The following is a 20998-nucleotide window of genomic DNA, read 5'->3' on the forward strand; positions in this document are numbered from 1 at the left end:
CCCGGGCGTTCCCGGACCCGTTCCAGGGGCCCCGCGCAACTAGGATGGAGGCCACGACCTTCGGGAGGAGATCAATGCGCACCGTACTCAACGTCATCTGGGTGGTCCTGGGAGGCTTCTGGCTGGCCCTCGGCTACTTCCTGGCCGGCATCCTCGCCTGCCTTCTCATCGTCACCATCCCTGTCGGCCTCGCGTCGTTCCGGATGGCCGCCTACGTGCTGTGGCCCTTCGGACGTTCCGTCGTCAAGAAGCCCGGCGCAGGAGCGGGCTCGGCCATCATGAACGCCATCTGGTTCGTCATCGCCGGCTGGTGGCTCGCCCTCGTCCACATCGCGACGGCGCTGGCGCAGTCGCTGACCATCATCGGCCTCGCCAACGCGTGGGTGAGCATCAAGATGATCCCGGTCACCTGCTTCCCCTTCGGCAAGCAGATCGTCGCCTCCGGCGGCGTCCTCTGAGTCTCAGAGGCTGACGTCGTTCCAGGCGCCCGGGTCGTCCAGCGTCGCCATCGTGGCACTGACACCCGTGGCGCCTATCTTCGCGGCGCACACCAGCAGCGTCAGGGTCGGGTAGCCGTGGGGCTGGTTGTCGCGGATGATCGCGCGGTCGTCCTCCGGCCCGATCTCCGCGGTGCGCCTGAGCACCGCCACCCACTCCTCCCACCAGCGGTCGCCGTCGGTCGACGCGGCCGCGAAGTCGGCCAGCCAGGCCGCGACCCGCGGCGTCGCGGGATCGTCGACGTCGTCGTGCGCGATCATGTGCGTTCCGGGGGCGAGGTCGGTCAGCCGGGGGACGCCGCCGTCCCAGGACGTGATGCGGACACCGCCACGGTCGGCCTCGACCAGGTTGAAGCCCAGGGTGAGCAGCGGGTCGGGCAGCGGGTCGCCCGCGATGGAGCCGAGCACGAGGCCGCCGCGGGAGGCGGGCACCGCCACGGTGGAGCCGCCTTCCCTGTTGAGGAGCACGGCGAGGCGTTCGTCGTCGTGGGCGAGCCAGGCGCCTCCCGCCAGCTCGTCGAGGACCCCGGTGACGCCGGGCCGATCCGGCCACCACTGGCCGAGCGGGCGCCACGGCCGGTGCGGATCCTCGTCGCGGATCGCCAGGATCCGCACGTCATCGTCTGCTGACTCCGGGACGCGGATCACCACGGTGCACATGCCCCGCAGCGTACCCGGGGTGACAGAATCGGCCCCATGTTCATCGTGCTCGGAGTGACGGGCGGCATCGCCGCATACAAGACGGTCTCGCTGGTGCGGCTGCTGATCGGCGACGGGCACGACGTGCACGTCGTGCCGACCGCGGATGCGTTGCGGTTCGTCGGGCTGCCCACCTGGGAGGCGATCAGCCGCAATCCCGTGACGACATCGGTGCACGACGACGTGCCCCGGGTCCGCCACGTGGCCCTCGGCCAGCAGGCCGACCTCATCGTCGTCGCGCCCGCGACGGCCAACACGATGGCGTCGATGGCAGCCGGTCTCGCCGACGACCTGCTCGGCACGACGCTGCTCGCCTCCGCCGCCCCCGTCCTGATCGCGCCCGCGATGCACACGGAGATGTGGCGCCATCCCGCCACGGTCGCGAACCTGGCCACCCTCCGCTCCCGCGGCGTCGAGGTGATCGGGCCGGAGGACGGGCCGCTGACCGGCGGCGACGCGGGGCCGGGCCGGATGAGCGAGCCGGAGGCGATCCACGTCAGGATCGTCGAGCTGCTCGGCCGCCGGGCGGACCTGGCGGGGCTGACGGTGGCCGTCTCGGCAGGCGGGACCCGCGAGCCCATCGACCCTGTGCGCTTCCTGGGCAACCGGTCCAGCGGGCGCCAGGGCGTCGCCGTCGCCGCGGCGGCCGCGGCCAGGGGAGCGCGCGTCATCCTCGCGTCCGCCAACATCGAGGAGGCGGTCCTCGCCGACGCCGCCGGCACCCAGATCGTGCCCGTCGGGACGGCCGCCGAACTGGGCGAGGTGATGGACCGGCTCGCCCGGGAGGCCGACGTCGTGATCATGGCCGCCGCCGTCGCCGACTTCCGTGTCGCCGACGTGGCGGACGGCAAGCTGACCAAGGAGGACGGCGGCATCGCCTCCCTGGAGCTGGTCGAGAACCGCGACATCCTCGCCGGGCTGACCGCGGCACGACGCCCGGGGCAGGTCGTCGTCGGGTTCGCGGCGGAGACCGCGAGCGGCGTCGAGCTTGTGGAGCGGGGCCGCAGGAAGCGCCGTCGCAAGGGTGCCGACCTGCTGGCCGTCAACGAGGTGGGCTGGGACAAGGGCTTCGAGGCGAAAGACAACCACCTCGTCGTGATCGGATCAACGACGAGGTGGTCGCGGAGGCGTCCGGGTCGAAGCGCGCTGTGGCCGACGCGCTCCTGGACGCGGTGGTCGGTTACCGGGCGGGCCAGAGAGCCTCGGGCATCAGCTCGTAGCCGTGGAACTCCCGGGTGAACGAACCGGTGCCCTGCGCGAGGCCGCGTAGGTCGACCGGGTAGCTGACCAGTTCGAGTTGGGGCACGAGCGCCTCGATGGTCGCGTGGCCGAGGCCGTCGACGTCACTGCCCAGCACCTGCGCCCGCCGGGATCCGAGATCCGTCAGCGCCGCGCCCAGGTAGCCGTCGGCGATGTGGACCCTGATCCGGTCGATGGGCTCGAGCAGCCCCACCTCACCGGACTCGGCCGCGTCACGCAGAGCCAGCTGGCCCGCCACCTGGAAGGCCATGTCCGACGAGTCCACCGAGTGGGACTTGCCGTCGTGGAGCGTGACCTGCAGATCCACCACCGGCACGCCGAAGCGGGTGCCCTGGGCGACCTGCTGCTGCAGCCCCTTCTCGACCGACGCGATGTAGGCGCGCGGCACGGCCCCGCCGACGACCTTGTCGACGAAGCGGAATCCCTCGCCACGCTCCAGGGGCGCGACCTCGATGTTGCAGACGGCGTACTGGCCGTGGCCGCCGGACTGCTTCACGTTGCGGCCGGTGCCCTTGGCGGGGCTCAGGAACGTCTCGCGGAGCGCGACGCGCACGGGTTCCTCGACGATCTTGAGGCCCATCCGGTCCACCAGCCGGGAGATGGTCAGATCCTTCTGCGCCTGTCCCATCACCCACAGCAGCTGCTGCTCGGTCTCGGCGTTGCGCTCCAGCCGGATCGTCGCGTCCTCGAGCGACAGGCGGTGCAGGGCCCCGGTGAGCTTGTCCGCATCTCCGCGCGTGGTGGCCGCCAGGGCCACCGGCAGCAGGGGGCGCGGCAGCTCCCACGGCTCGACGACGGCTGGCCGGTCCACCGACGACAGCGTGTCACCCGTCTCCGCCTTCGCCAGCCGGGTCACCTGGACGATCTCCCCGGCGATGGCCGTGGCCAACGGCGTGAAGTCGAGGCCGTATGGGGCCGACAGGGGGCCGACGCGTTCCTGCGCGTCGTGATCCGGGTGCAGCGGGTCGGCGTCGCCGCCGAAGAGTTCCCGCCGTCCGGAGACGTTCACCACGTCGTCCGCGCGCAGTGTGCCCGAGAAGATGCGCACCAGCGACGTCCGCCCCGAATACGGATCCGAGGTCGTGCGGATCACCTGCGCGACGAGCGGGCCGTCAGGATCACAGGCCGCCGCGGGCAGCGCGGCCCCGTTCGGGGTGGCGATGTCCGGCACCGGGTGGACGGCGGGGGAGGGGAAACCCTTCTCGATCCAGCGGAGCAACTCCTCTGTGCCCTTGACCGACGTCGTGTGTGCCGGCAGCAGGGGAAACAGCCTGGCCGAGGCCACGGCGCGGGTCAGGGAATCGTGGACCTCCTCGACGGCGATCTCTTCGCCCTCCAGGTAGCGCTCCATCAGGTCGTCGTCGGAGATCTCCGTGATGATCGCCTCGAGCAGCGGGGCCCGCTCGGCGTCGATGAGGGCGAGTTCCTCGGCTGTGGCGTCCCGGGACACCCGGTCGCCGGAGGAGTAGTCGTGCGCGCGCTTGTTCAGCAGCGACAGGTTGCCGACGTTGCGGCCGTCGACGGTGAGCGGGATCAGCGCAGGGATCACTCCCTGGCCGAACGCCTCGGCGCAGGCGGCGACCATGTCGTCGAACGAGGCACGGCCCTGGTCGAGCTTGGTGATGGCGATGATGCGCGGCATCGCGACGTCGGCGCACTCCTCCCACAGGGCGATGGTGGTGGGGTCGATCGCGTCGCCGGCGGGGATCACGAAGATGGCGGCGTCCGCGGCCCGCAGACCGGCGCGCAGCTCTCCCACGAAGTCCGGGTGGCCCGGCGCGTCGAGGAGGTTGATCTGCACGTCGATCGCCGGGATCGAAGCCAGTGTCAGGGACGCCCCACGCTCGGGGGTGTCTTTCTCACCGCGGTAGCCGGGGACCCGGGCGCGCAGCAGATGTTCAAACAGTGTCGTTTTGCCCGAACCGCTCGCGCCGACAAGGATGACGTTACGTACATCGTCCGGCGACGCCACGGTGATCTGGGGACTCGTCTTTGAGGCCATGGGTCAACCGTAGCCCCCGCCCCACCGGCAGAGGCGCCCGCCCCCTGATTTGGCGCATGAGGACCTCCCGTCGTAAGCTAGGTTGCTGTTGCGCGCCGTGCGGACTCGCGATGTAGAAGTCGTCGCCGCAAGCGCACTGCGCACCTGTTCACTTGAATGGAAGTTGGTCTGCCTCCGTGTCTACGTACACCCCGAAGCCGGGCGAAATCGCCCGGAACTGGCACGTGATCGATGCCGAGGACGTCGTGCTCGGACGTCTTTCCGTGGCCGCTGCGACCCTGCTGCGGGGCAAGCACAAGGCCACCTACGCGCCTCACGTGGATGGTGGCGACTTCGTCGTCATCATCAACGCCTCCAAGATCGCCCTCACGGGCAACAAGCGCTCTGACTCGCTGCGGTACTCGCACTCCGGTCGTCCCGGTGGACTCAAGTCCATCTCGATCGGCGAGCTGCTCGAGAAGGATCCGCGTAAGGCGGTCGAGAAGGCCGTGTGGGGCATGCTCCCCAAGAACAAGCTGAGCCGTCAGCTGATCAGCAAGCTCAAGGTCTACGCCGGCCCCGAGCACCCGCACGCCGCTCAGCAGCCGCAGCCCTACGAGATCACCCAGATCGCCCAGTGAGTGAGAATCAGATGACCGACACCGTCACAGACGAAACCGTCGCCGAGGAGATCACTCCTTTCGTCGACGACCAGAACCGCGAGATCGCCTACCGTTCGGACGCGAACCCGGCCGCCGCTGCAGGCGCCGACGTGCGCCCGGCAGTTGTCGCCCCCGGTTCCGGGACCGGCCGCCGCAAGCAGGCCGTCGCCCGCGTCCGGATCGTTCCGGGCTCCGGCGCCTGGACCATCAACGGCCGCACCCTTGAGGAGTACTTCCCCAACAAGGTGCACCAGCAGCACGTTAGCGACCCGTTCACGGTCGCCGGTGTCGCCGGCTCGTACGACGTCATCGCCCGCATCGACGGTGGCGGCATCAGCGGCCAGGCCGGTGCGCTGCGTCTCGGCGTGGCCCGTGCCCTGAACGCCGTCGACGCCGAGGCCTCGCGCCCCGCGCTGAAGAAGGCTGGCATGCTCACCCGTGACGCCCGCGTCATCGAGCGCAAGAAGGCCGGTCTCAAGAAGGCCCGTAAGGCTCCGCAGTACAGCAAGCGCTGATCCTGCGCACGAAACGCCCACCTGGATCAGGTGGGCGTTTCGTCGTTTTTCCCCGAACTCCCCGCTCAATATCCCCCGCTCAATCGGACTGAGCGATACCGCTAAGGTGGCACCCGTGGCACGACTTTTTGGAACCGACGGCGTACGTGGCGTCGCAAACGAGGAACTGACCGCTGAGCTGGCGCTCGACCTGGCGGTCGCGGCGGCACACATCCTCGGGAGGCGGGAGCCTTCGGTGAGCGTCGGCCCTTCGCCCTCGTGGGGCGGGACCCGCGTGCCAGCGGGGAGTTCCTCGAGGCCGCGGTCGTCGCGGGCCTCGCCTCGGCCGGTGTGGACGTGATCCGGCTCGGCGTCGTGCCGACCCCGGCGGTCGCGTTCCTCGTCAACTCGATGTCAGCCGACCTGGGCGTGATGATCTCCGCCTCCCACAACCCCATGCCTGACAACGGCATCAAGTTCTTCCAGCGGGGCGGCGTCAAGCTCGACGACTACCTCGAGGACGCGATCGAGGCCCGCGTGGGTGAGGGCTGGAAGCGGCCCATCGGCGGCGCCGTCGGCCGGATCACGAGCGACAAGGGTGCCGTGGAGGCGTACGTCGCGCACCTGGTGTCGTCGCTGGGGGAGCCGATGTCGTTGCAGGGGCTGAAGGTCGTCATCGACTGCGCCAACGGTGCCGCCTCCGCCACCGCGCCCAAGGCGTTCGCCGCGCAGGGCGCGACGGTCATCGCCATCCATGCGGATCCGGACGGCCTCAACATCAACGACAACGCCGGCTCCACGCACATGGGCACCCTGGTCCAGCGCGTCCTCGATGAGGGCGCCGATCTCGGCATCGCGCTCGACGGTGACGCCGACCGGTGCCTGGCCGTCGACGCGCAGGGCAACATCGTCGACGGCGACCAGATCCTGGCCATCCTGGCCATCGCGCTCAAGGAGGATCATCGCCTGATCTCCGACACTGTGGTCGTGACGGTGATGAGCAACCTGGGCATGATCAACGCGATGCGCGAGCACGGCATCAAGGTCGACCAGACGAAGGTGGGCGACCGTTATGTGCTGGAGTCGATGAACGCCAACGGCTTCGCGCTCGGCGGCGAGCAGTCCGGACACGTCATCATCTCCGAGTTCGCCAACACGGGGGACGGCACACTGACCGGGTTGCACCTCGCGGCCCGCATCGTCGCGACGGGGGTCCCGCTGCAGGGGCTGGCGTCGGTGATGACGGTGCTGCCGCAGGTCGTGATCAACGTGCGCGGGGTCGACAAGCTTCGGGCCGGCATCGACACGGGTGTGCAGGCAGCTGTCAGCGCCGCGTCGCAGCGGCTGGGTGACACGGGTCGGGTGCTGCTGCGGCCGTCCGGCACCGAGCCCGTCGTGCGCGTCATGGTGGAGGCCCCCACCGACGAGTTGGCCGCCGAGATCGCGCAGTCGCTCGCCGACAAGGTCCTGGAACGTCTGGCGCTCTGACCCCTCAGGCCGCCGGTAAGGTGGTCGACAGCCCAACTTGATAAAGGAGTTCCGATGCTCGCCGAACCCGCCGCGCAGCGCACGCTATTGAGGCTCGCCGATCTGGACGCGGAGACCCGTCGCGTGCAGCACGCCGCGCAGACTCTGCCGCAGCACAAGAGCATCACCTCGCTGATGGAGGCCCGTAAGGGCGTCGGGGACGAGTTGGTCGCCTCCGAGATCGAGGTCGACGACCTCACCATCGCTGTCCGCAAGGCCGAGGACGATCTCACTCCTGTGAAGGAACGGCTGGAGCGCAACGAGCGCCGGGTCGCGGACGGTTCCGTCGGTGATTCCAAGGTGCTGCGGTCGCTGACCGAGGAGGTCGAGCACCTCAAGCGCAGGATCGGGGAGCTGGAGGACGCCCAGCTGGACCTGATGGGGGCGTTGGAGGACGCGACCGGGCACCGTGACCGGATCGCCGCGCAGAAGGCCGAGGTCGAGACGCGCCTGCGCGACGAGGTGGCGGCCCGTGATGAGGCGGTCTCCCGGCTTCGTGCCGAGTCCCAGGATCTGCACGCCGCCCGCGGGCCCGTCGCGGCATCGGTCCCCGCCGACCTGTTGAAGCTCTACGAGCGGCTGCTGGCGTCCACCGGCATCGGTGCCGCTCTCCTCCAGGCCGGTCGCTGCGGCGGCTGCCAGCTCCAGCTGACGCTGTCGGATCTCGACATGTTCCGCAAGGCGCCTGACAACGAGGTCGTCCGCTGCACGGAGTGCGAGCGCATCCTCGTCCGGACGGCTGAGTCAGGCCTCTGATGCCGAGCCCCAAGGTCGCGGCCCCCGACGTTCCGGTCGAGCTGCGCGAGGGGCTCGAGCGGCTCCGCGACCGGCTGGACCTGCCGCGCAGCTTCCCTCCGCCGGTCCTCGAGGACGCCGAGGCCGCCGCCGGGCTGGCTGCCGACGGTCACGTCGACCGCACCGACATCGAGTTCGTCACCATCGACCCCGCCAGCTCCATGGACCTGGACCAGGCCGTCCAGATCGAGCGCGACGGCGACGGGTACCTGGTCTGGTACGCCATCTCCGACGTGGCCCACTTCGTCCGCCCGGGGACGGCGCTGGAGGCGGAGACGCACGACCGTGGCCTCACCCGGTACGCCCCGGGAGCACGCATCCCGCTGCACCCGTCCGTCCTGAGCGAGGGCGCTGCGTCGCTACTCGCCGACGGTCGACCACGCCCCGCGATGATGTGGGAGATCCGGCTCGGTCCTGACGGGAAGACCCGCGACGTCGCGCTGACAAGGGCGCTCGTCCGCAGTTACGCCAAGCTCAGCTACGACGAGGTGCAGGCGGACGTGGAGGCCGGGACGCTGCATCCCAGCATCGCGTTGCTGCCTGAGGTCGGCGGGCTCAGGCAGCAGGTGGAGATCGACCGGGGTGGCGTCTCGCTGAACCTGCCGGATCAGGAGATCGTCGAGCGCGACGGGACCTGGGAGCTGGAGTTCCGTCGGCTGGTGCCGGTGGAGACCTGGAATGCCGAGATCTCGCTGCTCACCGGCTTCGCCGCCGCCGACACCATGCTCCGCGGGCGGATCGGCATCCTGAGGACGCTGCCCCCGGCGGAAGAGTGGGCGCTCGGCCGGCTGCGTCGCCAGGCGCGTGGGCTCGGGGTCGACTGGCCCAGGTCGATGACGTACCCGGAGTTCGTCCGGTCCCTGTCACCCGAGGACCCCGTCCAGCTCGCCGTCCTGACGAAGTGCACCATGCTGTTCCGCGGGGCCGGGTACGTGGCGTTCGACGGCGAACTGCCCGAGGGGAACCTGGAGCACAACGCGCTCGCGGCGCCCTATGCCCACACGACGGCGCCGCTGCGCCGACTGGTCGACCGCTATGTGCTGGAGATCTGCCACGCGCTGCTGAACGACCTGCCCGTCCCGGACTGGGCCCGCGAGGGTCTGGCCGCGCTGCCTGACGAGATGGCGGAGGCGGGCCGCAGCGCCAACGCGTACGAGCGTGGCGTCATCGACCTGACCGAGGCGCTGGTGCTGTCGTCGCGGGTGGGGGAGACCTTCACCGGGGTGCTGACTGACGTGCATCCCAAGTCCGGCGTCGGCACCGTCCAGTTCAGGGATCCCGCCGTCGAGCTGCGTCTGAAGGCGGATGCCGAAGATGTGGGCACCGAGATCAGGGTTCGGGTCGACGCGGTGGACGTGGTCGAGGGGAAGGTCACCGTCACGGAGATCGACTGAGGCCGATCCCTCGGGACCCGTCCGCTGGCTCTGAAAAAAGTGTCAGACCCCTTCCGTAGCGTGGACTCATGGACACGGTGACGGTGCGCGAGGTGGCGGAGTCGATCCGCTCCGCCGATGAATGGCGCCGTCGGGCGGAGGTCGAGGTCATCCTCGGCATCTGCCGGTTCGCCGAGGGATACTCGGTGGACCGCGACGAGCTGGTGGAGGCGCTGGTCGAGCGGCAGATCCGGCTCGGCGGAGACGGCACGCCGCTCGTGTCGGAGTTCGTCAGCCTTGAGCTCGCCGGGCTGTTGCGCTGCAGCCCCACAGTGGCGGGCAATCGGATCGTCGAGGCGCTGGACCTGAAGCACCGCCATCCCGGGCTGCTCGCGGCCGTGGAGGCCTTCGAGAGCGAGCCCTCATGGGCGTTGCGTGCGGCGCGACGCTGCCACCAGCTGTCGATCGAGCTGGCCGATCGGGTGACCGACCGGTGGCTCACGCGGATCCGTGGCCTCGGCTGGACGGCCGCCTTCAACCTGCTGGAGCGGCTCATCGTCTCCACCGACGCTGAGCTGGCCGCGGAGCGGGAGCGCAGGGCGCGGGAGTCGCGCGGGGTCTACGTGTGGGGGCTCGACGACGGTGTGATGAACCTCACCGGTCGGCTGGACGCCACCGACGCCCGCTGGTTCGACGATGCGCTCAGCCAGGTCGCTGCCGTCCTCGAGGCCGAGCATCCGGGCCTGACCGCCGAGCAGCGGCGGGCCAAGGCCGTCGGCGTGCTGGCCCATCCCGCGCTCGCCCTGGCGCTGCTGCAGCGGGCCGCACAGCCTCTCCTTCCACTGGACGGGAAGCCCGGGCGGCTCCCGTGGAGCCGTGCGCCGAGGGTCGCGTGCCCGGCCATCTCTGCGGCAGGGTCGGGGTGCCGCTGGCGAAGCTCAGGCCCCGCGCCCGGCTGGTCGTCCATCTGCACTGCGACTCGGTCGGCAGCCTCCCGGGTACCGCCAGGATCGAGAGGGCGGGCGAGATCACGACGGCGCTCCTGGCTGAGCTGCTCGGCGACGTGCACGTCACGGTGCGGCCGGTGATCGACCTGCCCGAGCTTCCGACCGAGGACCGCTACGTGCCGCGGGCCGGGATCCGGCGGGCGGTGCTGCTGGCCATGGAGCGGGAGATGTTCCCGTACTCGAACCGCAGAGCTGCCGGGCTCGACCTCGACCACACCGTGGCCTACCGGCCAGGTCGCCGGGGGCAGACGGGGTTGGGAAACCTGGCGCCGCTGGGGCGTAGGGGGCATCGGGCGAAGACGATGGGGCCTGGCGGGTGGAGCAGCCGAAGCCGGCCTGCCTCATCTGGATGAGCCCGCTGAAGTACCGCTACGAGGTCTCGCCGTCGGGGACGTTCATGCTGCGCTGATGGGCTGAATCGCCACTCTGTGATGACAAAGGTCAACCGCGCGCTGATTCACCTGCGCGTCTCGCTATGCTGTCCGAAAATACGCATGCTCATGCGGGTGTGGTGGGTTTGCCGCTGTGCGGGAGGAAAGGAAAACTGTGGCCATCGAGGATGCCATCAAGGAGATCGCGGTCAAGATCGTCGATCACTCAGCGGCGCTCACCACGGAAGAGGCGACGAAAACAGCGGTTGTCCTGCCCTTCATCGCCCGTGTATTGGGCTATGACGTGTTCGACCCGACGGAGGTGCTCCCAGAGTTCACGGCCGACGTTGGCACCAAGAAGGGCGAAAAGGTCGACTTTGCCATCTTGCGCGGTGGCGAGGTCCAGATGCTCATCGAGTGCAAGCAGATCGGCGCTCCGCTGAACATCAACCATGCCTCGCAGCTGTTCCGGTACTTCCATGTGACCAACGCGCGGATCGGGATCCTCACGAACGGCCAGCGCTGGCAGTTCTACACCGACCTCGACAAGCCGAACAAGATGGACGAGCGTCCGTTCCTGACCCTTGACCTTCGCGATATCGATCCCTATGCGCTCCCCGAGTTGCAGAAGCTGACCAAGTCCACGTTCGACTTGGACTCGGTTCTGTCGGCGGCCGAGGAACTCAAGTACGTCTCTGGCATCAAGAAGACGATCGACCAGCTGTTTGCTGAGCCGTCGGAGGACTTCGTTCGGATTCTGGCGGCCAGCGTGTACGACCGGCCTCTGACTGCCCGCATGCGAGAGTTCTTCACGTCCGTGTCGGCTAATGCCTGTCGTCAGTGGATCACCGATCAGGTCAATGTTCGGCTGAAGACTGCCCTGCAAGGGCAAGGAGTCGCTGTTGCATCCGTCTCTAGCGCCGACGACGAGGGCTCCACCGACACGCTAGGGGAGGCGGAGGACACCGCTCGAGGCACCGACATCGAGACCACTCTGGACGAGATGGAGGGCTTCAACATCGTGAGGGCAATCGCCGTGAGTGAGGTACCGGTTGAACGTATCGCAGCTCGCGACACGAAGTCGTACTTCGGAATTCTACTCGATGACAACAACCGGAAGCCGATCTGCCGCCTGCACTTCAACCGTCAGCAGAAGTACTTGGGTCTGATGGACGAGGCCAAGGTCGAGCAGCGGATCGCGATCGACAAGATCGCTGACATCTACCAGCATGCTGAGGTCATTCGCGAGGCGGTTCGCCGCTACGCCTGAGGTTTCCGCGCAAGCGAAGGTGGCCGCTGCGGTGATCTGCGTGGACTGGCCGGTCCATAGGATCGCGCCGAGGCCGATCGCCAAGATCGAGACGAAGACAACGACCAGGCCGACGACGTAGCAGCCCACGGGGGAACCGGAAAGACTACGACCTGGCTGCGAGGAACATTTCGGGCTATGGGAAGATCAAACAAGCCCGCGATGCAGCGAAGCATGCAGGCGAAGAAACGGAAGACGACGGAGAATGGGAACCAGCATGAAGATCGTGGCGCTAGTGCTGCTCGGGCTGGTGGCACTCACTGGATGTTCGGCCGGCGGCGACAAAGCGTCAGGTCCGGGCACCTCGAGCCCGTCGCAGACAGTTCCATCCCTGCCAACAGAGCGATCGGCGGTTGGCGAGATGTGTGGGATCGAAGCGAAGTCGGCATCCAACCAGAGGGCCGTCCTTCCGTTGACCCTCTTCTCTTGCCAAAGCACGACGGAGTGGCTGGCAGCCGTTGAGGCCGCATCCTTCCAGACATCTCCAGAGTTTCTGGCGGCGACCTGCAAAGGTCAGGACATAGCGCCAGTCTGTGCGGACGCGATCGAGACCGGCTTGCTGCAGTCCACCGGTAATGACAGCGTCGCGAGGCTCAAGGCGGCCGCCGCGTGGTGCGGGGTAGAGACGGGCGTAGCTGACGGCGGCTCCAGTCTGTCCTTCGTCGCCAAGGGGCAGGATGTCGGGGTAATCCCGGAGTGCGTGCTGGTTAAACTCAAGGCGCCCGATTTTGTCATGACCCACCTGGGGTCAACGCGGGCGATGGACGGACAACAGACCGACGAGTGGGGCGACCTTGAGGCTCGTTGGACCTACCACCCGGACGCCGGCGTGAACATGACGATCATCGATCGCGCTCGCATCTAGCCGTAGGCATAGCGCAACTTCTGTCTGATCCTCCTGCCACTCTGTGGGCATGGGGGATCAGGGACTCGTCGCGCGACGGGGCGTCGAAGAAACTGGGGACCATGACCAAGCCTGCGATGGTCGGTGTCGTCGTCGGCGCCGTGACGTGGGCCATGCTGCAGGACATGGTCTTCGCCTGGGTGTCGGCCGGGTACGCGCCGCGCACTGTCCACACCGCCTGCAGCTACGTGTCGTCGATCCTGCGTGAGGCCCGCTTCGACGGGCTCCCATGATGGACGCTGTGCCGGGGACGGCGGTCGTCGAGGCGCTGCTCGAGCGTCGCGAGGACTTCGGTGCGGGCGCTGACGGGTTGTGTTTCGGGGCCGGGGTGCGCGGATGTCCAGGGGCCCGGTCGGATGTGTGTGGGCTCGGTATCGGGGTGTGACCGGTGGCCAGCCGGGGAGGGGTGGCATCAGTTGCGCCATTACCATGCGTCGAAGTTGATCGCCGACGGCATGTCGGTGGTGGCGGTGGCGGCCCGGTTGGGGCACTCGGATCCGACGGAGACGTTGAAGACGTGGACGCGGCGTTCGAACCGACGCCAGCCGCGGACTCGGTAGATGCTGCGGACTATGTGCGGACCGGCGACGCGGCCAACTAGCATCCCCCGTTGTCGGAGGCGGGTTGGGGGACGAGACGGCCGGTAAGCCGGATTCTGTCGACGGATGATCATCTATCTGAGGCCCACCGTTGCCGGTGCGCTCATGCAACCTACCCGGGCGCCTCGCGCGAGCAGCGCTCAGGCGGCGTCCGCAGCCGGCCCTGGGGCCGGCCTTCTTGGTCTTGCTCCGAGTGGGGTTTACCTAGCCACCCCAGTCACCTGGGGTGCTGGTGGTCTCTTACACCACCGTTTCACCCTTACCTGTCGCCAGGCGGTTTGTTTTCTGTGGCACTGTCCCGCGGGTCGCCCCGGGTGGGCGTTACCCACCACCCTGCTCTGTGGAGTCCGGACTTTCCTCAGCTATTGCTAGCCGCGATCATCTGGCCGTCTCGTCCGGGAACGAGTGTAGCGGACCCGCTCAGGCGTCCCGCGCCACCCGGAACCCGAGGTGTGTCGTGGCCGAGTCCTCGGACTGTGGGGAGCGGGCCGCTGGACGGTAGCGCAGGCAGTACTCCGGGGCGCACAGGTGCGAGCCGCCCTTCACCACCCGCCGGGTCGCGGACGGTGTCGCCGTCGGCTCCTGGGCCGCAGCGCGCAGCGCGGCGACGTCCGCCCCACAGGCACAGCCGCCCGGGTCGGGCTGCCCGTCGTAGAGGTCGCCCGTCCACTCCCAGACGTTGCCGATGGTGTCGAACAGGCCGTAGCCGTTGGCGGGGAAGGCCCCGACGGGGCTCGTGCCCACCCAGCCGTTCGCCCCCTCGTTCAGGTACGGGAACCGCCCCCGCCACGTGTTCGCCATCAGGACGCCTCTGGGATCCCGCTCCTCGCCCCAGGCGTACGGCGCCGGCCGATTGCCACCGCAGGCCGCGAACTCCAGTTCATCCTCGGTGGGGAGCCGGCCGCCAGCCCACCGGGCATAGGCGACGGCGTCCGCGTAGGCGACCTGCACCACAGGATGGTCGGGTCGTGCCTCCTCACCGGTTCCCCGGGGGTGACGCCAGTTCGCGCCCGGCACCCAGCGCCACCACTGGCGCCAGTCGCCCAGGTCGACCGGGCCCGCGGTGGGGGTGAACACCAGCGAGCCGGGCGCCCGCTCAGCCGCTGGAAGATGCGGGAACTCCGCCTCCGAGAGCGGGCGTTCCGCCACCGTCAGATGCCCGGTGGCCTCGACGAACGTGGCGAACTGTCGATTCGTGACGGGGGTGGTGGCCAGCTGGAAGGCAGCCACCGTGCGTTCCCGCGCCGGCGCCTCGTCGGGATAGAAGTCGTCGGAGCCCGAGATGAAACTCCCACCCTCTAGCGTCACCCAGCGGGGGCCGCCCGCAGGGGCCAGGTCGTCGCCCATGGCCGTTCCTCCTACCTGTGCCGCTGCCGGCACGCGCACACCATAGCTACTGCCCGAGGATCTGGGTGATCCTGCCGTCCAGGTCGCCCATCACCGCAGGATCCTGCGTGAGGTCGCCGACGTGTTCGCCGGACAGCGCCACCAGCGCGACCCGGTCACCCGCGCGCACCCAGTACTCGACGGACGCCTCCGTCGACTCAACCCAGGTGACGCCACCGTCGAGGGAGAACTGCACGAACACCCCGGCCGCGAGACGCTCCTCGCCGGGCCCCTCCGGGGTCTCCAGGACCGGCACGACGCGGTGCAGCCGATCTCCGTCCGCCACGGGCTCCCGGTCGACGCCGGCCTGGCATCCTTCGAGCGCTGTGCGGAGTTCCTGCATGAAGGCTCCGGCCGCGTCGGCGTCCCGGAACAGCAGCACGGATTCGACCTCACCGGTGGTGGGGGCGCCGAGCTGCATCGTCCGTCCGGCCCGCAGCGCGCCGAGCGTCGTGAGCGAGAGGCCCTGCCGGTCACACTGCAGCGGGTAGGGGGCCTCTGTGACGGTGACGTCGGGAGTAGCGGTCGCGCCATCGAGCGGCAGGCGGAGGGCATCGACGGTGCCGTAGCGGCCCGGGAGCCGCGTCAGATCGGTCCAGGCGGCGGGCGTGGTGACGGCGACGGTCGGGGTCTGCGTCGGATCCGCCGGCACCGCGTCGCGGCCGGGGAGAAGCGCGGCGCCGATCCCGATGCCGCCCGCGATGAGGACGACGGCCAGGGCGCCGACGACCCGGCGGCGACGGCGGATCCCCGTACCGCGGCGGATCACGGTGTCGGCGAGGGCGGAGTCGTCGCGGGGGGCGACGTCGACGGCGGAGAGCTCGCGGCGGAGCTCGGCCTCATCCATGGGAGTCATCGGAGGTTCCTCCTCGTGAGTTGCGCGGCCTCTGCCCGCGTACGGAGCCGGGCCAGCGCCCGGGAACAGGTCGACTTGACGGTGCCGACGGAGCAGCCGACGGTCTCGGCGACGTCGTCCTCGGCGAGGTCGTGGTAGTAGCGCAGGACGATGATGGCGCGTTCCCGGGGGCTGAGCGCGGCGAGCTGCTCCACGATGAAGGTCTGGTCATCGACGGCCCCGAAGGCGCGCTCCGCAGTAGGATCCGCCCAGCGCTCGCCGCCGTCGAGGGTGACGGTCCGGTAGCGTCGACGACGCCAGCGGTCGGTCGCCAGGTTCACGAGCACGCGGCGCGTATACGCCGCGGCCGTCGCCGGCACCACCCGCTGCCAGCCGAGCCAGGTGCGCACGAGGGCGTCCTGCAGCAGGTCCTCGGCCGCGCCGGTCGACCCCGTCAGCAGGTAGGCGGTCCGCCGCAGCGACGGCGAGTGGGCCGCCACGAACGCGGTGAACGCCTCGTCGGTGTCGTTGCCTTCCATACCCACCATGACGTGCGCCGGGCCTCCCAGGTTGAGTGGGATTCTCCGCCCCTGCTCAGGGCAGGGTCAGGATCTCCGCGCCGTCGTCAGTGACGACCAGCGAGTGCTCGAACTGGGCGCAGCGGGAACCGTCGCGGGTGACGACGGTCCAGTCGTCGTCCCACTGCTCGGTGTCCGGGCTGCCCAGCGTCAGCATGGGCTCGATGGTGAAGGTCATGCCCGGCCGGAGCACCGTGTCGACGCGCGGCTCGTCGTAGTGGAGGATCACCAGCCCGGAGTGGAACGCGGTGTGGACGCCGTGGCCGGTGTAGTCGCGGACCACGCCATAGCCGAACCGCTTCGCGTACGCCTCGATGACGCGGCCGATCACGGAGACGGGCCGGCCGGGGCGGACCGCCTTGATGGCCCGGTTCAGCGCCTCCTGGGTGCGTTCGGTCAGCAGACGCGACTCCTCGTCGACGTCGCCGCAGTAGAAGGTGGCGCAGTTGTCGCCGTGGACGCCGTCGAAGAAGGCGGTGCAGTCGATCTTGACGAGGTCGCCGTCCTCCAGCGGCCGCAGGTCGGGGATGCCGTGGCAGATGACCTCGTTGACGGAGGTGCAGATCGACTTCGGGAACCCGCGGTAGCCGAGCGTCGACGGGTAGGCGCCGTGGTCGAGCATGTATTCGTGGGCGACGGCGTCGAGCGCGTCGGTCGTCACCCCGGGGGCGATGGCCTTCGCTGCCTCGTGCATCGCCTGCGAGGCGATCCTTCCCGCGACCCGCATGCGCTCGATCACGTCGGGCGTCTGGACATCGGAACCCTCGTAGCGGCGCGGCCCGGGCCGGCCGACGTACTCGGGGCGCGGGATGCTGCGGGGGACATCGCGCAGCGGGGTCACAGGATGCTGGAGTACGGGGTTCACGGCCGCCAGTCTAGGCCGCTCACCCGACGGTGAGCGTGCGCAGGGCGCCGTCGATCTCGGCGGCGTTGGCGTCGTCGCCGATGGTGGCGATGCTCACAGCCACCTGGTAGCCACCCTCGATCTCCCGGAGCACGACCGTGACCTCGTCGCCCGGCACCGAGACGCCGTCGTGCAGCTGTGGCTCGGGCAGCCACACCGCGCTGCGTACCAGTTCGACCGGCGCCGTGCCCAGCGTGGTGGGGGCGCCGTCGACGTACTCCCACGTCGACCCTGGGGCGAACTGGGTCTCGGCCACCGCCAGGCATGCGGCGACCTCCTGCCCGGCGACGACGGGATCGGCGGAGAAACCGTCGTCGATCGAGATCGTCCCAAGCATGAGCACGCTGGCCCATCCGGTGAGGACGGCCCGCGACGACGAGGCCGCATTGCTCAGCCAGAGGGGGACCGGGCCGTTGCCCCAGTCCGTGGAGGGCAGCGTGAGCGCCAGGCCACCGGCCGCGAGCTCGCCGCCGGGCCCTGCCGCCAGCTGGCCCCAGGTCGCGTTCGTGCAGGTCTCCAGCAGCGCCGGTGACAGCTTGATGGAGGAACCGGGCTGCGGGGCGGGCGAGGCCGTCGGCGTCGGATCCGGCGTCGCCGACGGCGACGGTGATGGGGAAAGGACCGGGGACGGTGAGGAGGCGGGGGGCGTCGACATCGTCGGCGTGCGTGTCGACACCACGGTCGGTTGTGCTGGCCCGTCGAGCAGTGGCGGGATGAAGAGGAAACCGGCGACCACCAGGGCGGCCGTGCCCAGGACGGCGATGAGGATCAGCGGGATGGACACGCCCCGCTTCGGCCGCGTGTCCGGAGCCCACTGGTGACCGTCCCAGTAGCGCTCGCCTTGGCCGTAGGGATCGTCGTACCAGCCGGGTCGCACCATGGCGGTAGCGTAGGCGACCCTGCGGCCAGGCTCAGCCGTCCCAGCGAAGCGACTCGAAGACGGGCTGGACCTCTCGCTGGTTCTGGGCGTGGTCGATCGTCACGCAGGAGACGTAGACGGCGAGGCGGTCCTCGTCCGGCGTCGTCACGACGACGATGTCGACCGTGTCGCCCTCGATGTCGTTGGCCTGCTGGTTGCCCACGTACACGTTGGACGTGAGCCGCCACCCGATGCGGCCGGTCACCATGACCTCCTCATTCCAGAGGATCTCGCGCTTGGTGAAGCCGAGGAACATGCCGGAGGAGGCCATGCAGGTGACGAACTGTTCCGCGGCCGCGGAGGGGGAGGCGGCGAAGCCGTCGGAGATCTTGATGTAGCCGACGCCGACGTTGCTGATCCAGCCGGGCGCGATGCTGCGGATCATCGAGTTGGAGTCGTGCAGCCAGTCGATGTAGGTCGGGCTCTCGATCCATTCCTTGCCCTGCGGACGCGCGATCGACAGGCCACCCCCGCTGAGCCGCCCGTTGACGACGTCGGAGCGCGGCGTGTCGAGGGAGACGGGGCAGTCGATGGGCTTTCCGAAGCCGGTCTCCACCGGGGTGGGCGTGGGCGTCTCGGAGGGATCCAGCTCGTTCCACTGCGGCCCGGTCGGGCGGGAGGTGCGGGTGTCCTCGGGCGCGGCGAGGATCGGCGCGATCGTGCGGGGGACCACGAGGATGCCGATGATGATGGCAGCCACCGCCGCCAGGGCCACCGCGAGCGTGATCCAGCCGTTGGGTCGTCTCCGGGGGGCGCCGGTGTCGGCCCAACGCTGACCGTCCCAGTAACGACGGCCCTGAGGAGCCGTCGGATCTGCGTACCAGCCCGGTTGTGCCATGCCGACCAGCTTACTGGGCCCCCGGTGCGCTCCCCGGAGACGAAGACGGCGTCAGCTGCGGCGGAGCGACTCGAGCGCCGCCATCGCCTTGTCGCGCCGCGCGACGTCGTCGATGGGAGCCTCTGTGTGGAAGATGGTCAGCCGGTCCGCCACCCCGAGGTCGAGGACGAGCACGACCACCTCGTCGCCGACCACCGGCGGACGGCGCCGGGCCGCTCCGGGTCCGGGTACCAGCCTGCTGTCGCCATGCGCCCCAGAGCAGGGCAGGCGTCGGCCTGACACGCGCCTGTAACATCCGCGCGGCAGACTGCCGACATGGATAGGCAGACTGAGTTCGTCCTGCGCTCCATGGAGGAGCGCGGCATCCGGTTCGTGAGGCTCTGGTTCACTGACGTACTGGGGTCGCTCAAGTCCGTGGCGATTGCGCCGGCCGAGGTGGAGGGCGCGATTAGCGAGGGCGTCGGATTCGACGGCTCCGCCATCGAGGGCTTCGCCCGACTCTACGAATCGGACATGGTGGCGCTCCCCGACCCGTCGACGTACCAGGTGCTCCCGTGGCGCCAGGGTGGTCGGTCGACCGCCCGCATGTTCTGCGACATCAAGCTCCCTGACGGCTCCCCGAGCTTCGCCGACCCGCGCAACGTCCTCAAGCGGGCGATGCAGCGCGCCGGTGACATGGGCTTCACGTTCTACATCCACCCGAGATCGAGTTCTTCCTGTTGCGGTCGCTGCAGCCGCCGGAGCCGCTCGACGACGGCGGATATTTCGACCACACCACGCTCGGCGACGGCACCGACTTCCGGCGCGACGCGATCACGATGCTCGAGCAGATGGGCATCTCGGTCGAGTTCAGCCATCACGAGGCGGCGCCCGGCCAGCACGAGATCGACCTGCGCTACGCCGACGCCCTGACGATGGCCGACAACGTCATGACGTTCCGCGTCGTCATCCGCGAGGTCGCCGTCTCCCAGGGCGTGCACGCGACGTTCATGCCCAAGCCGTTCACGCAGCACGCCGGTTCAGGCATGCACACGCACATGTCGCTGTTCGAGGGCGACACGAACGCCTTCTACGACGCGACCGACCCGTACAACCTGTCGAAGACGGCGAAGCACTTCATCGCCGGCCTCCTGCGGCACGCGCCGGAGATCACCGCCGTCACCAACCAGTGGGTCAACTCGTACAAGCGGCTCGTCAGTGGCTCCGAGGCCCCGTCGTACGCCTGCTGGGGTCGCGCCAACCGCTCCGCGCTGATCCGCGTCCCGCAGTTCTCACCCGGCAAGACGTCGTCCGCGCGGATCGAGTACCGCGCCGTCGATCCGGCGGTCAACCCGTACCTCGCCTATGCCGTCCTGCTCAACGCCGGCCTCAAGGGCATCGAGGAGGAGTACCCGCTGCCCGAGGAGGCCGAAGACGAGGTGCGTCGCCTCAGCGACCGTGAGCGTCAGGCCATCGGCATCGAGGAACTGCCCCGCAACCTCGAGGGCGCCATCCGGCTGATGGAGAACTCCGAGCTCGTCGCCGAGACCCTCGGCGAGCACGTCTACGAGTACTTCCTGCGCAACAAGCGCGAGGAGTTCGCCGCCTACCGCCAGCAGGTCACGCCCTGGGAACTGGAGCGCCACATCCGCGTCATGTGACGAGCGGGAACCCCGCCGCGGCCTCCCCGGCGTGGACCCCGCTCATGTCGACGGTGGCGTCGGCCCACGCGACCCGGCCGACGGCCAGGTCGATGAACGTCTCCGGCGACATCTCCACCACGTTCGGCGGCGTGCCCCGCGTGTGGCGGGGGCCGGTCCCGAATCCGAGCTGGACGGCGGCGAACGGCGGCACCCGCACCTCGATCGATGCGCCCGGGTGGCGTTCTCCCAGCAGCGCGCAGCCGGCCCGGCAGACGGCGGCCTGCAGGTCGCGGCCGAGCGGGGCATCCGTGGCAGCGGCCCGCAGCAGCAGCGCCGTCAGATCGGGACGGCGGCGGGACAGCTCGAGGTCGAGCTGATCGGCCGGGACGAGCTCGCGCAGGGCGGCGACGACCTTCGGTGTGGGCTTGAACATGGTCG

22 protein-coding genes, 1 other RNA gene and 2 pseudogenes are annotated in these 20998 nt (G+C 69.5%); 13 read left to right on the top strand and 12 right to left on the bottom strand.

The annotated features are described in order from the left end of the window. The first annotated feature begins 74 nt into the window (after positions 1 to 74). Positions 75 to 458: a YccF domain-containing protein gene (locus H9L22_RS02115; RefSeq protein ID WP_187721404.1), complete on the top strand. Its 384-nt coding sequence runs from the start codon at positions 75 to 77 to the stop codon at positions 456 to 458. A 3-nt stretch (positions 459 to 461) separates the two neighbouring features. On the opposite strand, the gene H9L22_RS02120 is transcribed toward H9L22_RS02115, so the two are convergent. Beyond that, entirely contained in the window at positions 462 to 1157 is a 696-nt protein-coding gene (locus tag H9L22_RS02120; RefSeq protein ID WP_187721405.1) for an NRDE family protein, read from the bottom strand. Between the two features lie 36 nt (positions 1158 to 1193). Here H9L22_RS02120 and coaBC point away from each other — a divergent pair, with 36 nt between their 5' ends. Beyond that, positions 1194 to 2435 carry a bifunctional phosphopantothenoylcysteine decarboxylase/phosphopantothenate--cysteine ligase CoaBC gene (coaBC, locus tag H9L22_RS02125; protein WP_226966067.1) on the top strand — a complete coding sequence of 414 codons (1242 nt, stop codon included), beginning with the start codon at positions 1194 to 1196 and terminating at the stop codon, positions 2433 to 2435. Here the strand turns inward: coaBC and H9L22_RS02130 are convergent. Next, positions 2377 to 4458 carry an elongation factor G-like protein EF-G2 gene (locus H9L22_RS02130; RefSeq protein WP_187721406.1) on the bottom strand — a complete coding sequence of 694 codons (2082 nt, stop codon included), beginning with the start codon at positions 4456 to 4458 and terminating at the stop codon, positions 2377 to 2379. The two genes, coaBC and H9L22_RS02130, sit on opposite strands and share 59 nt — an antisense overlap. Positions 4459 to 4634: 176 nt before the next feature. Here H9L22_RS02130 and rplM point away from each other — a divergent pair, with 176 nt between their 5' ends. The 10 genes and pseudogenes from rplM to H9L22_RS02180 all read left to right on the top strand — a co-directional run bounded on the left by rplM (position 4635) and on the right by H9L22_RS02180 (position 13264). Then, the gene (rplM, locus tag H9L22_RS02135; protein ID WP_187721407.1) at positions 4635 to 5078 is read left to right on the top strand and encodes a 50S ribosomal protein L13; all 444 of its coding nucleotides are present in this window, start codon (positions 4635 to 4637) and stop codon (positions 5076 to 5078) included. 11 nt (positions 5079 to 5089) lie between these two features. Next, positions 5090 to 5614: a 30S ribosomal protein S9 gene (rpsI, locus tag H9L22_RS02140; protein WP_187721408.1), complete on the top strand. Its 525-nt coding sequence runs from the start codon at positions 5090 to 5092 to the stop codon at positions 5612 to 5614. A 115-nt stretch (positions 5615 to 5729) separates the two neighbouring features. Further along, positions 5730 to 7081, top strand: a pseudogene (gene glmM, locus H9L22_RS02145) (phosphoglucosamine mutase). 54 nt (positions 7082 to 7135) lie between these two features. Then, positions 7136 to 7876: a zinc ribbon domain-containing protein gene (locus tag H9L22_RS02150; protein ID WP_187721409.1), complete on the top strand. Its 741-nt coding sequence runs from the start codon at positions 7136 to 7138 to the stop codon at positions 7874 to 7876. After that, the gene (locus H9L22_RS02155) at positions 7876 to 9309 is read left to right on the top strand and encodes an RNB domain-containing ribonuclease (protein WP_187721410.1); all 1434 of its coding nucleotides are present in this window, start codon (positions 7876 to 7878) and stop codon (positions 9307 to 9309) included. The genes H9L22_RS02150 and H9L22_RS02155 overlap by 1 nt, the downstream gene beginning before the upstream one ends. A gap of 68 nt (positions 9310 to 9377) precedes the next feature. Then, entirely contained in the window at positions 9378 to 10376 is a 999-nt protein-coding gene (locus H9L22_RS02160) for a DUF222 domain-containing protein (RefSeq protein WP_187721411.1), read from the top strand. 465 nt (positions 10377 to 10841) lie between these two features. Next, positions 10842 to 11936, top strand: coding sequence for a type I restriction endonuclease (locus H9L22_RS02165; RefSeq protein ID WP_187721412.1), 1095 nt, complete (start codon positions 10842 to 10844; stop codon positions 11934 to 11936). A gap of 256 nt (positions 11937 to 12192) precedes the next feature. Then, positions 12193 to 12840: a hypothetical protein gene (locus H9L22_RS02170; RefSeq protein ID WP_187721413.1), complete on the top strand. Its 648-nt coding sequence runs from the start codon at positions 12193 to 12195 to the stop codon at positions 12838 to 12840. 101 nt (positions 12841 to 12941) lie between these two features. Next, positions 12942 to 13112 carry a hypothetical protein gene (locus H9L22_RS02175; RefSeq protein ID WP_187721414.1) on the top strand — a complete coding sequence of 57 codons (171 nt, stop codon included), beginning with the start codon at positions 12942 to 12944 and terminating at the stop codon, positions 13110 to 13112. Continuing rightward, on the top strand, positions 13109 to 13264 hold the full coding sequence (locus H9L22_RS02180) for a hypothetical protein (RefSeq protein ID WP_187721415.1): 156 nt from the start codon (positions 13109 to 13111) through the stop codon (positions 13262 to 13264). The genes H9L22_RS02175 and H9L22_RS02180 overlap by 4 nt, the downstream gene beginning before the upstream one ends. A 39-nt stretch (positions 13265 to 13303) precedes the next feature. On the opposite strand, the gene H9L22_RS02185 is transcribed toward H9L22_RS02180, so the two are convergent. The 9 genes from H9L22_RS02185 to H9L22_RS18375 form a co-directional block, all read right to left on the bottom strand. Then, the gene (locus H9L22_RS02185) at positions 13304 to 13483 is read right to left on the bottom strand and encodes a hypothetical protein (protein WP_187721416.1); all 180 of its coding nucleotides are present in this window, start codon (positions 13481 to 13483) and stop codon (positions 13304 to 13306) included. Positions 13484 to 13507: 24 nt separating this feature from the next. Then, positions 13508 to 13872: RNase P RNA component class A (rnpB, locus tag H9L22_RS02190), an RNA gene on the bottom strand. A 26-nt stretch (positions 13873 to 13898) separates the two neighbouring features. Next, positions 13899 to 14825, bottom strand: coding sequence for a formylglycine-generating enzyme family protein (locus H9L22_RS02195; RefSeq protein ID WP_187721417.1), 927 nt, complete (start codon positions 14823 to 14825; stop codon positions 13899 to 13901). Between the two features lie 46 nt (positions 14826 to 14871). Continuing rightward, complete coding sequence (locus H9L22_RS02200; protein WP_187721418.1) at positions 14872 to 15720, bottom strand: hypothetical protein; 849 nt, start codon at positions 15718 to 15720, stop codon at positions 14872 to 14874. After that, on the bottom strand, positions 15717 to 16238 hold the full coding sequence (locus H9L22_RS02205) for a SigE family RNA polymerase sigma factor (protein ID WP_187721419.1): 522 nt from the start codon (positions 16236 to 16238) through the stop codon (positions 15717 to 15719). Before H9L22_RS02205 ends, H9L22_RS02200 begins: the two co-directional genes overlap by 4 nt. Before the next feature lie 55 nt (positions 16239 to 16293). Further along, positions 16294 to 17151 carry a type I methionyl aminopeptidase gene (gene map, locus H9L22_RS02210; protein ID WP_226966253.1) on the bottom strand — a complete coding sequence of 286 codons (858 nt, stop codon included), beginning with the start codon at positions 17149 to 17151 and terminating at the stop codon, positions 16294 to 16296. Positions 17152 to 17161: 10 nt separating this feature from the next. Next, positions 17162 to 18061, bottom strand: coding sequence for a DUF2510 domain-containing protein (locus tag H9L22_RS02215; protein ID WP_187721421.1), 900 nt, complete (start codon positions 18059 to 18061; stop codon positions 17162 to 17164). Positions 18062 to 18092: 31 nt separating this feature from the next. Beyond that, positions 18093 to 18938, bottom strand: a complete 846-nt coding sequence (locus tag H9L22_RS02220; protein WP_187721422.1) for a DUF2510 domain-containing protein — start codon at positions 18936 to 18938, stop codon at positions 18093 to 18095. A 51-nt stretch (positions 18939 to 18989) separates the two neighbouring features. After that, a complete protein-coding gene (locus tag H9L22_RS18375) occupies positions 18990 to 19133 on the bottom strand; it encodes a hypothetical protein (RefSeq protein ID WP_226966068.1) in 144 nt (47 codons plus the stop codon). 153 nt (positions 19134 to 19286) lie between these two features. On the opposite strand from H9L22_RS18375, the pseudogene H9L22_RS02230 reads away from it, so the two are divergent. Beyond that, positions 19287 to 20578 (top strand): annotated as a pseudogene (locus H9L22_RS02230) (glutamine synthetase family protein). Here the strand turns inward: H9L22_RS02230 and H9L22_RS02235 are convergent. Beyond that, a complete protein-coding gene (locus H9L22_RS02235) occupies positions 20571 to 20993 on the bottom strand; it encodes a sterol carrier family protein (RefSeq protein ID WP_226966069.1) in 423 nt (140 codons plus the stop codon). The pseudogene H9L22_RS02230 and the gene H9L22_RS02235 sit on opposite strands and share 8 nt — an antisense overlap. Positions 20994 to 20998 lie beyond the last annotated feature (5 nt).

Source organism: Tessaracoccus defluvii, from assembly GCF_014489575.1.
In the GTDB taxonomy this organism is placed as follows: domain Bacteria; phylum Actinomycetota; class Actinomycetes; order Propionibacteriales; family Propionibacteriaceae; genus Arachnia; species Arachnia defluvii.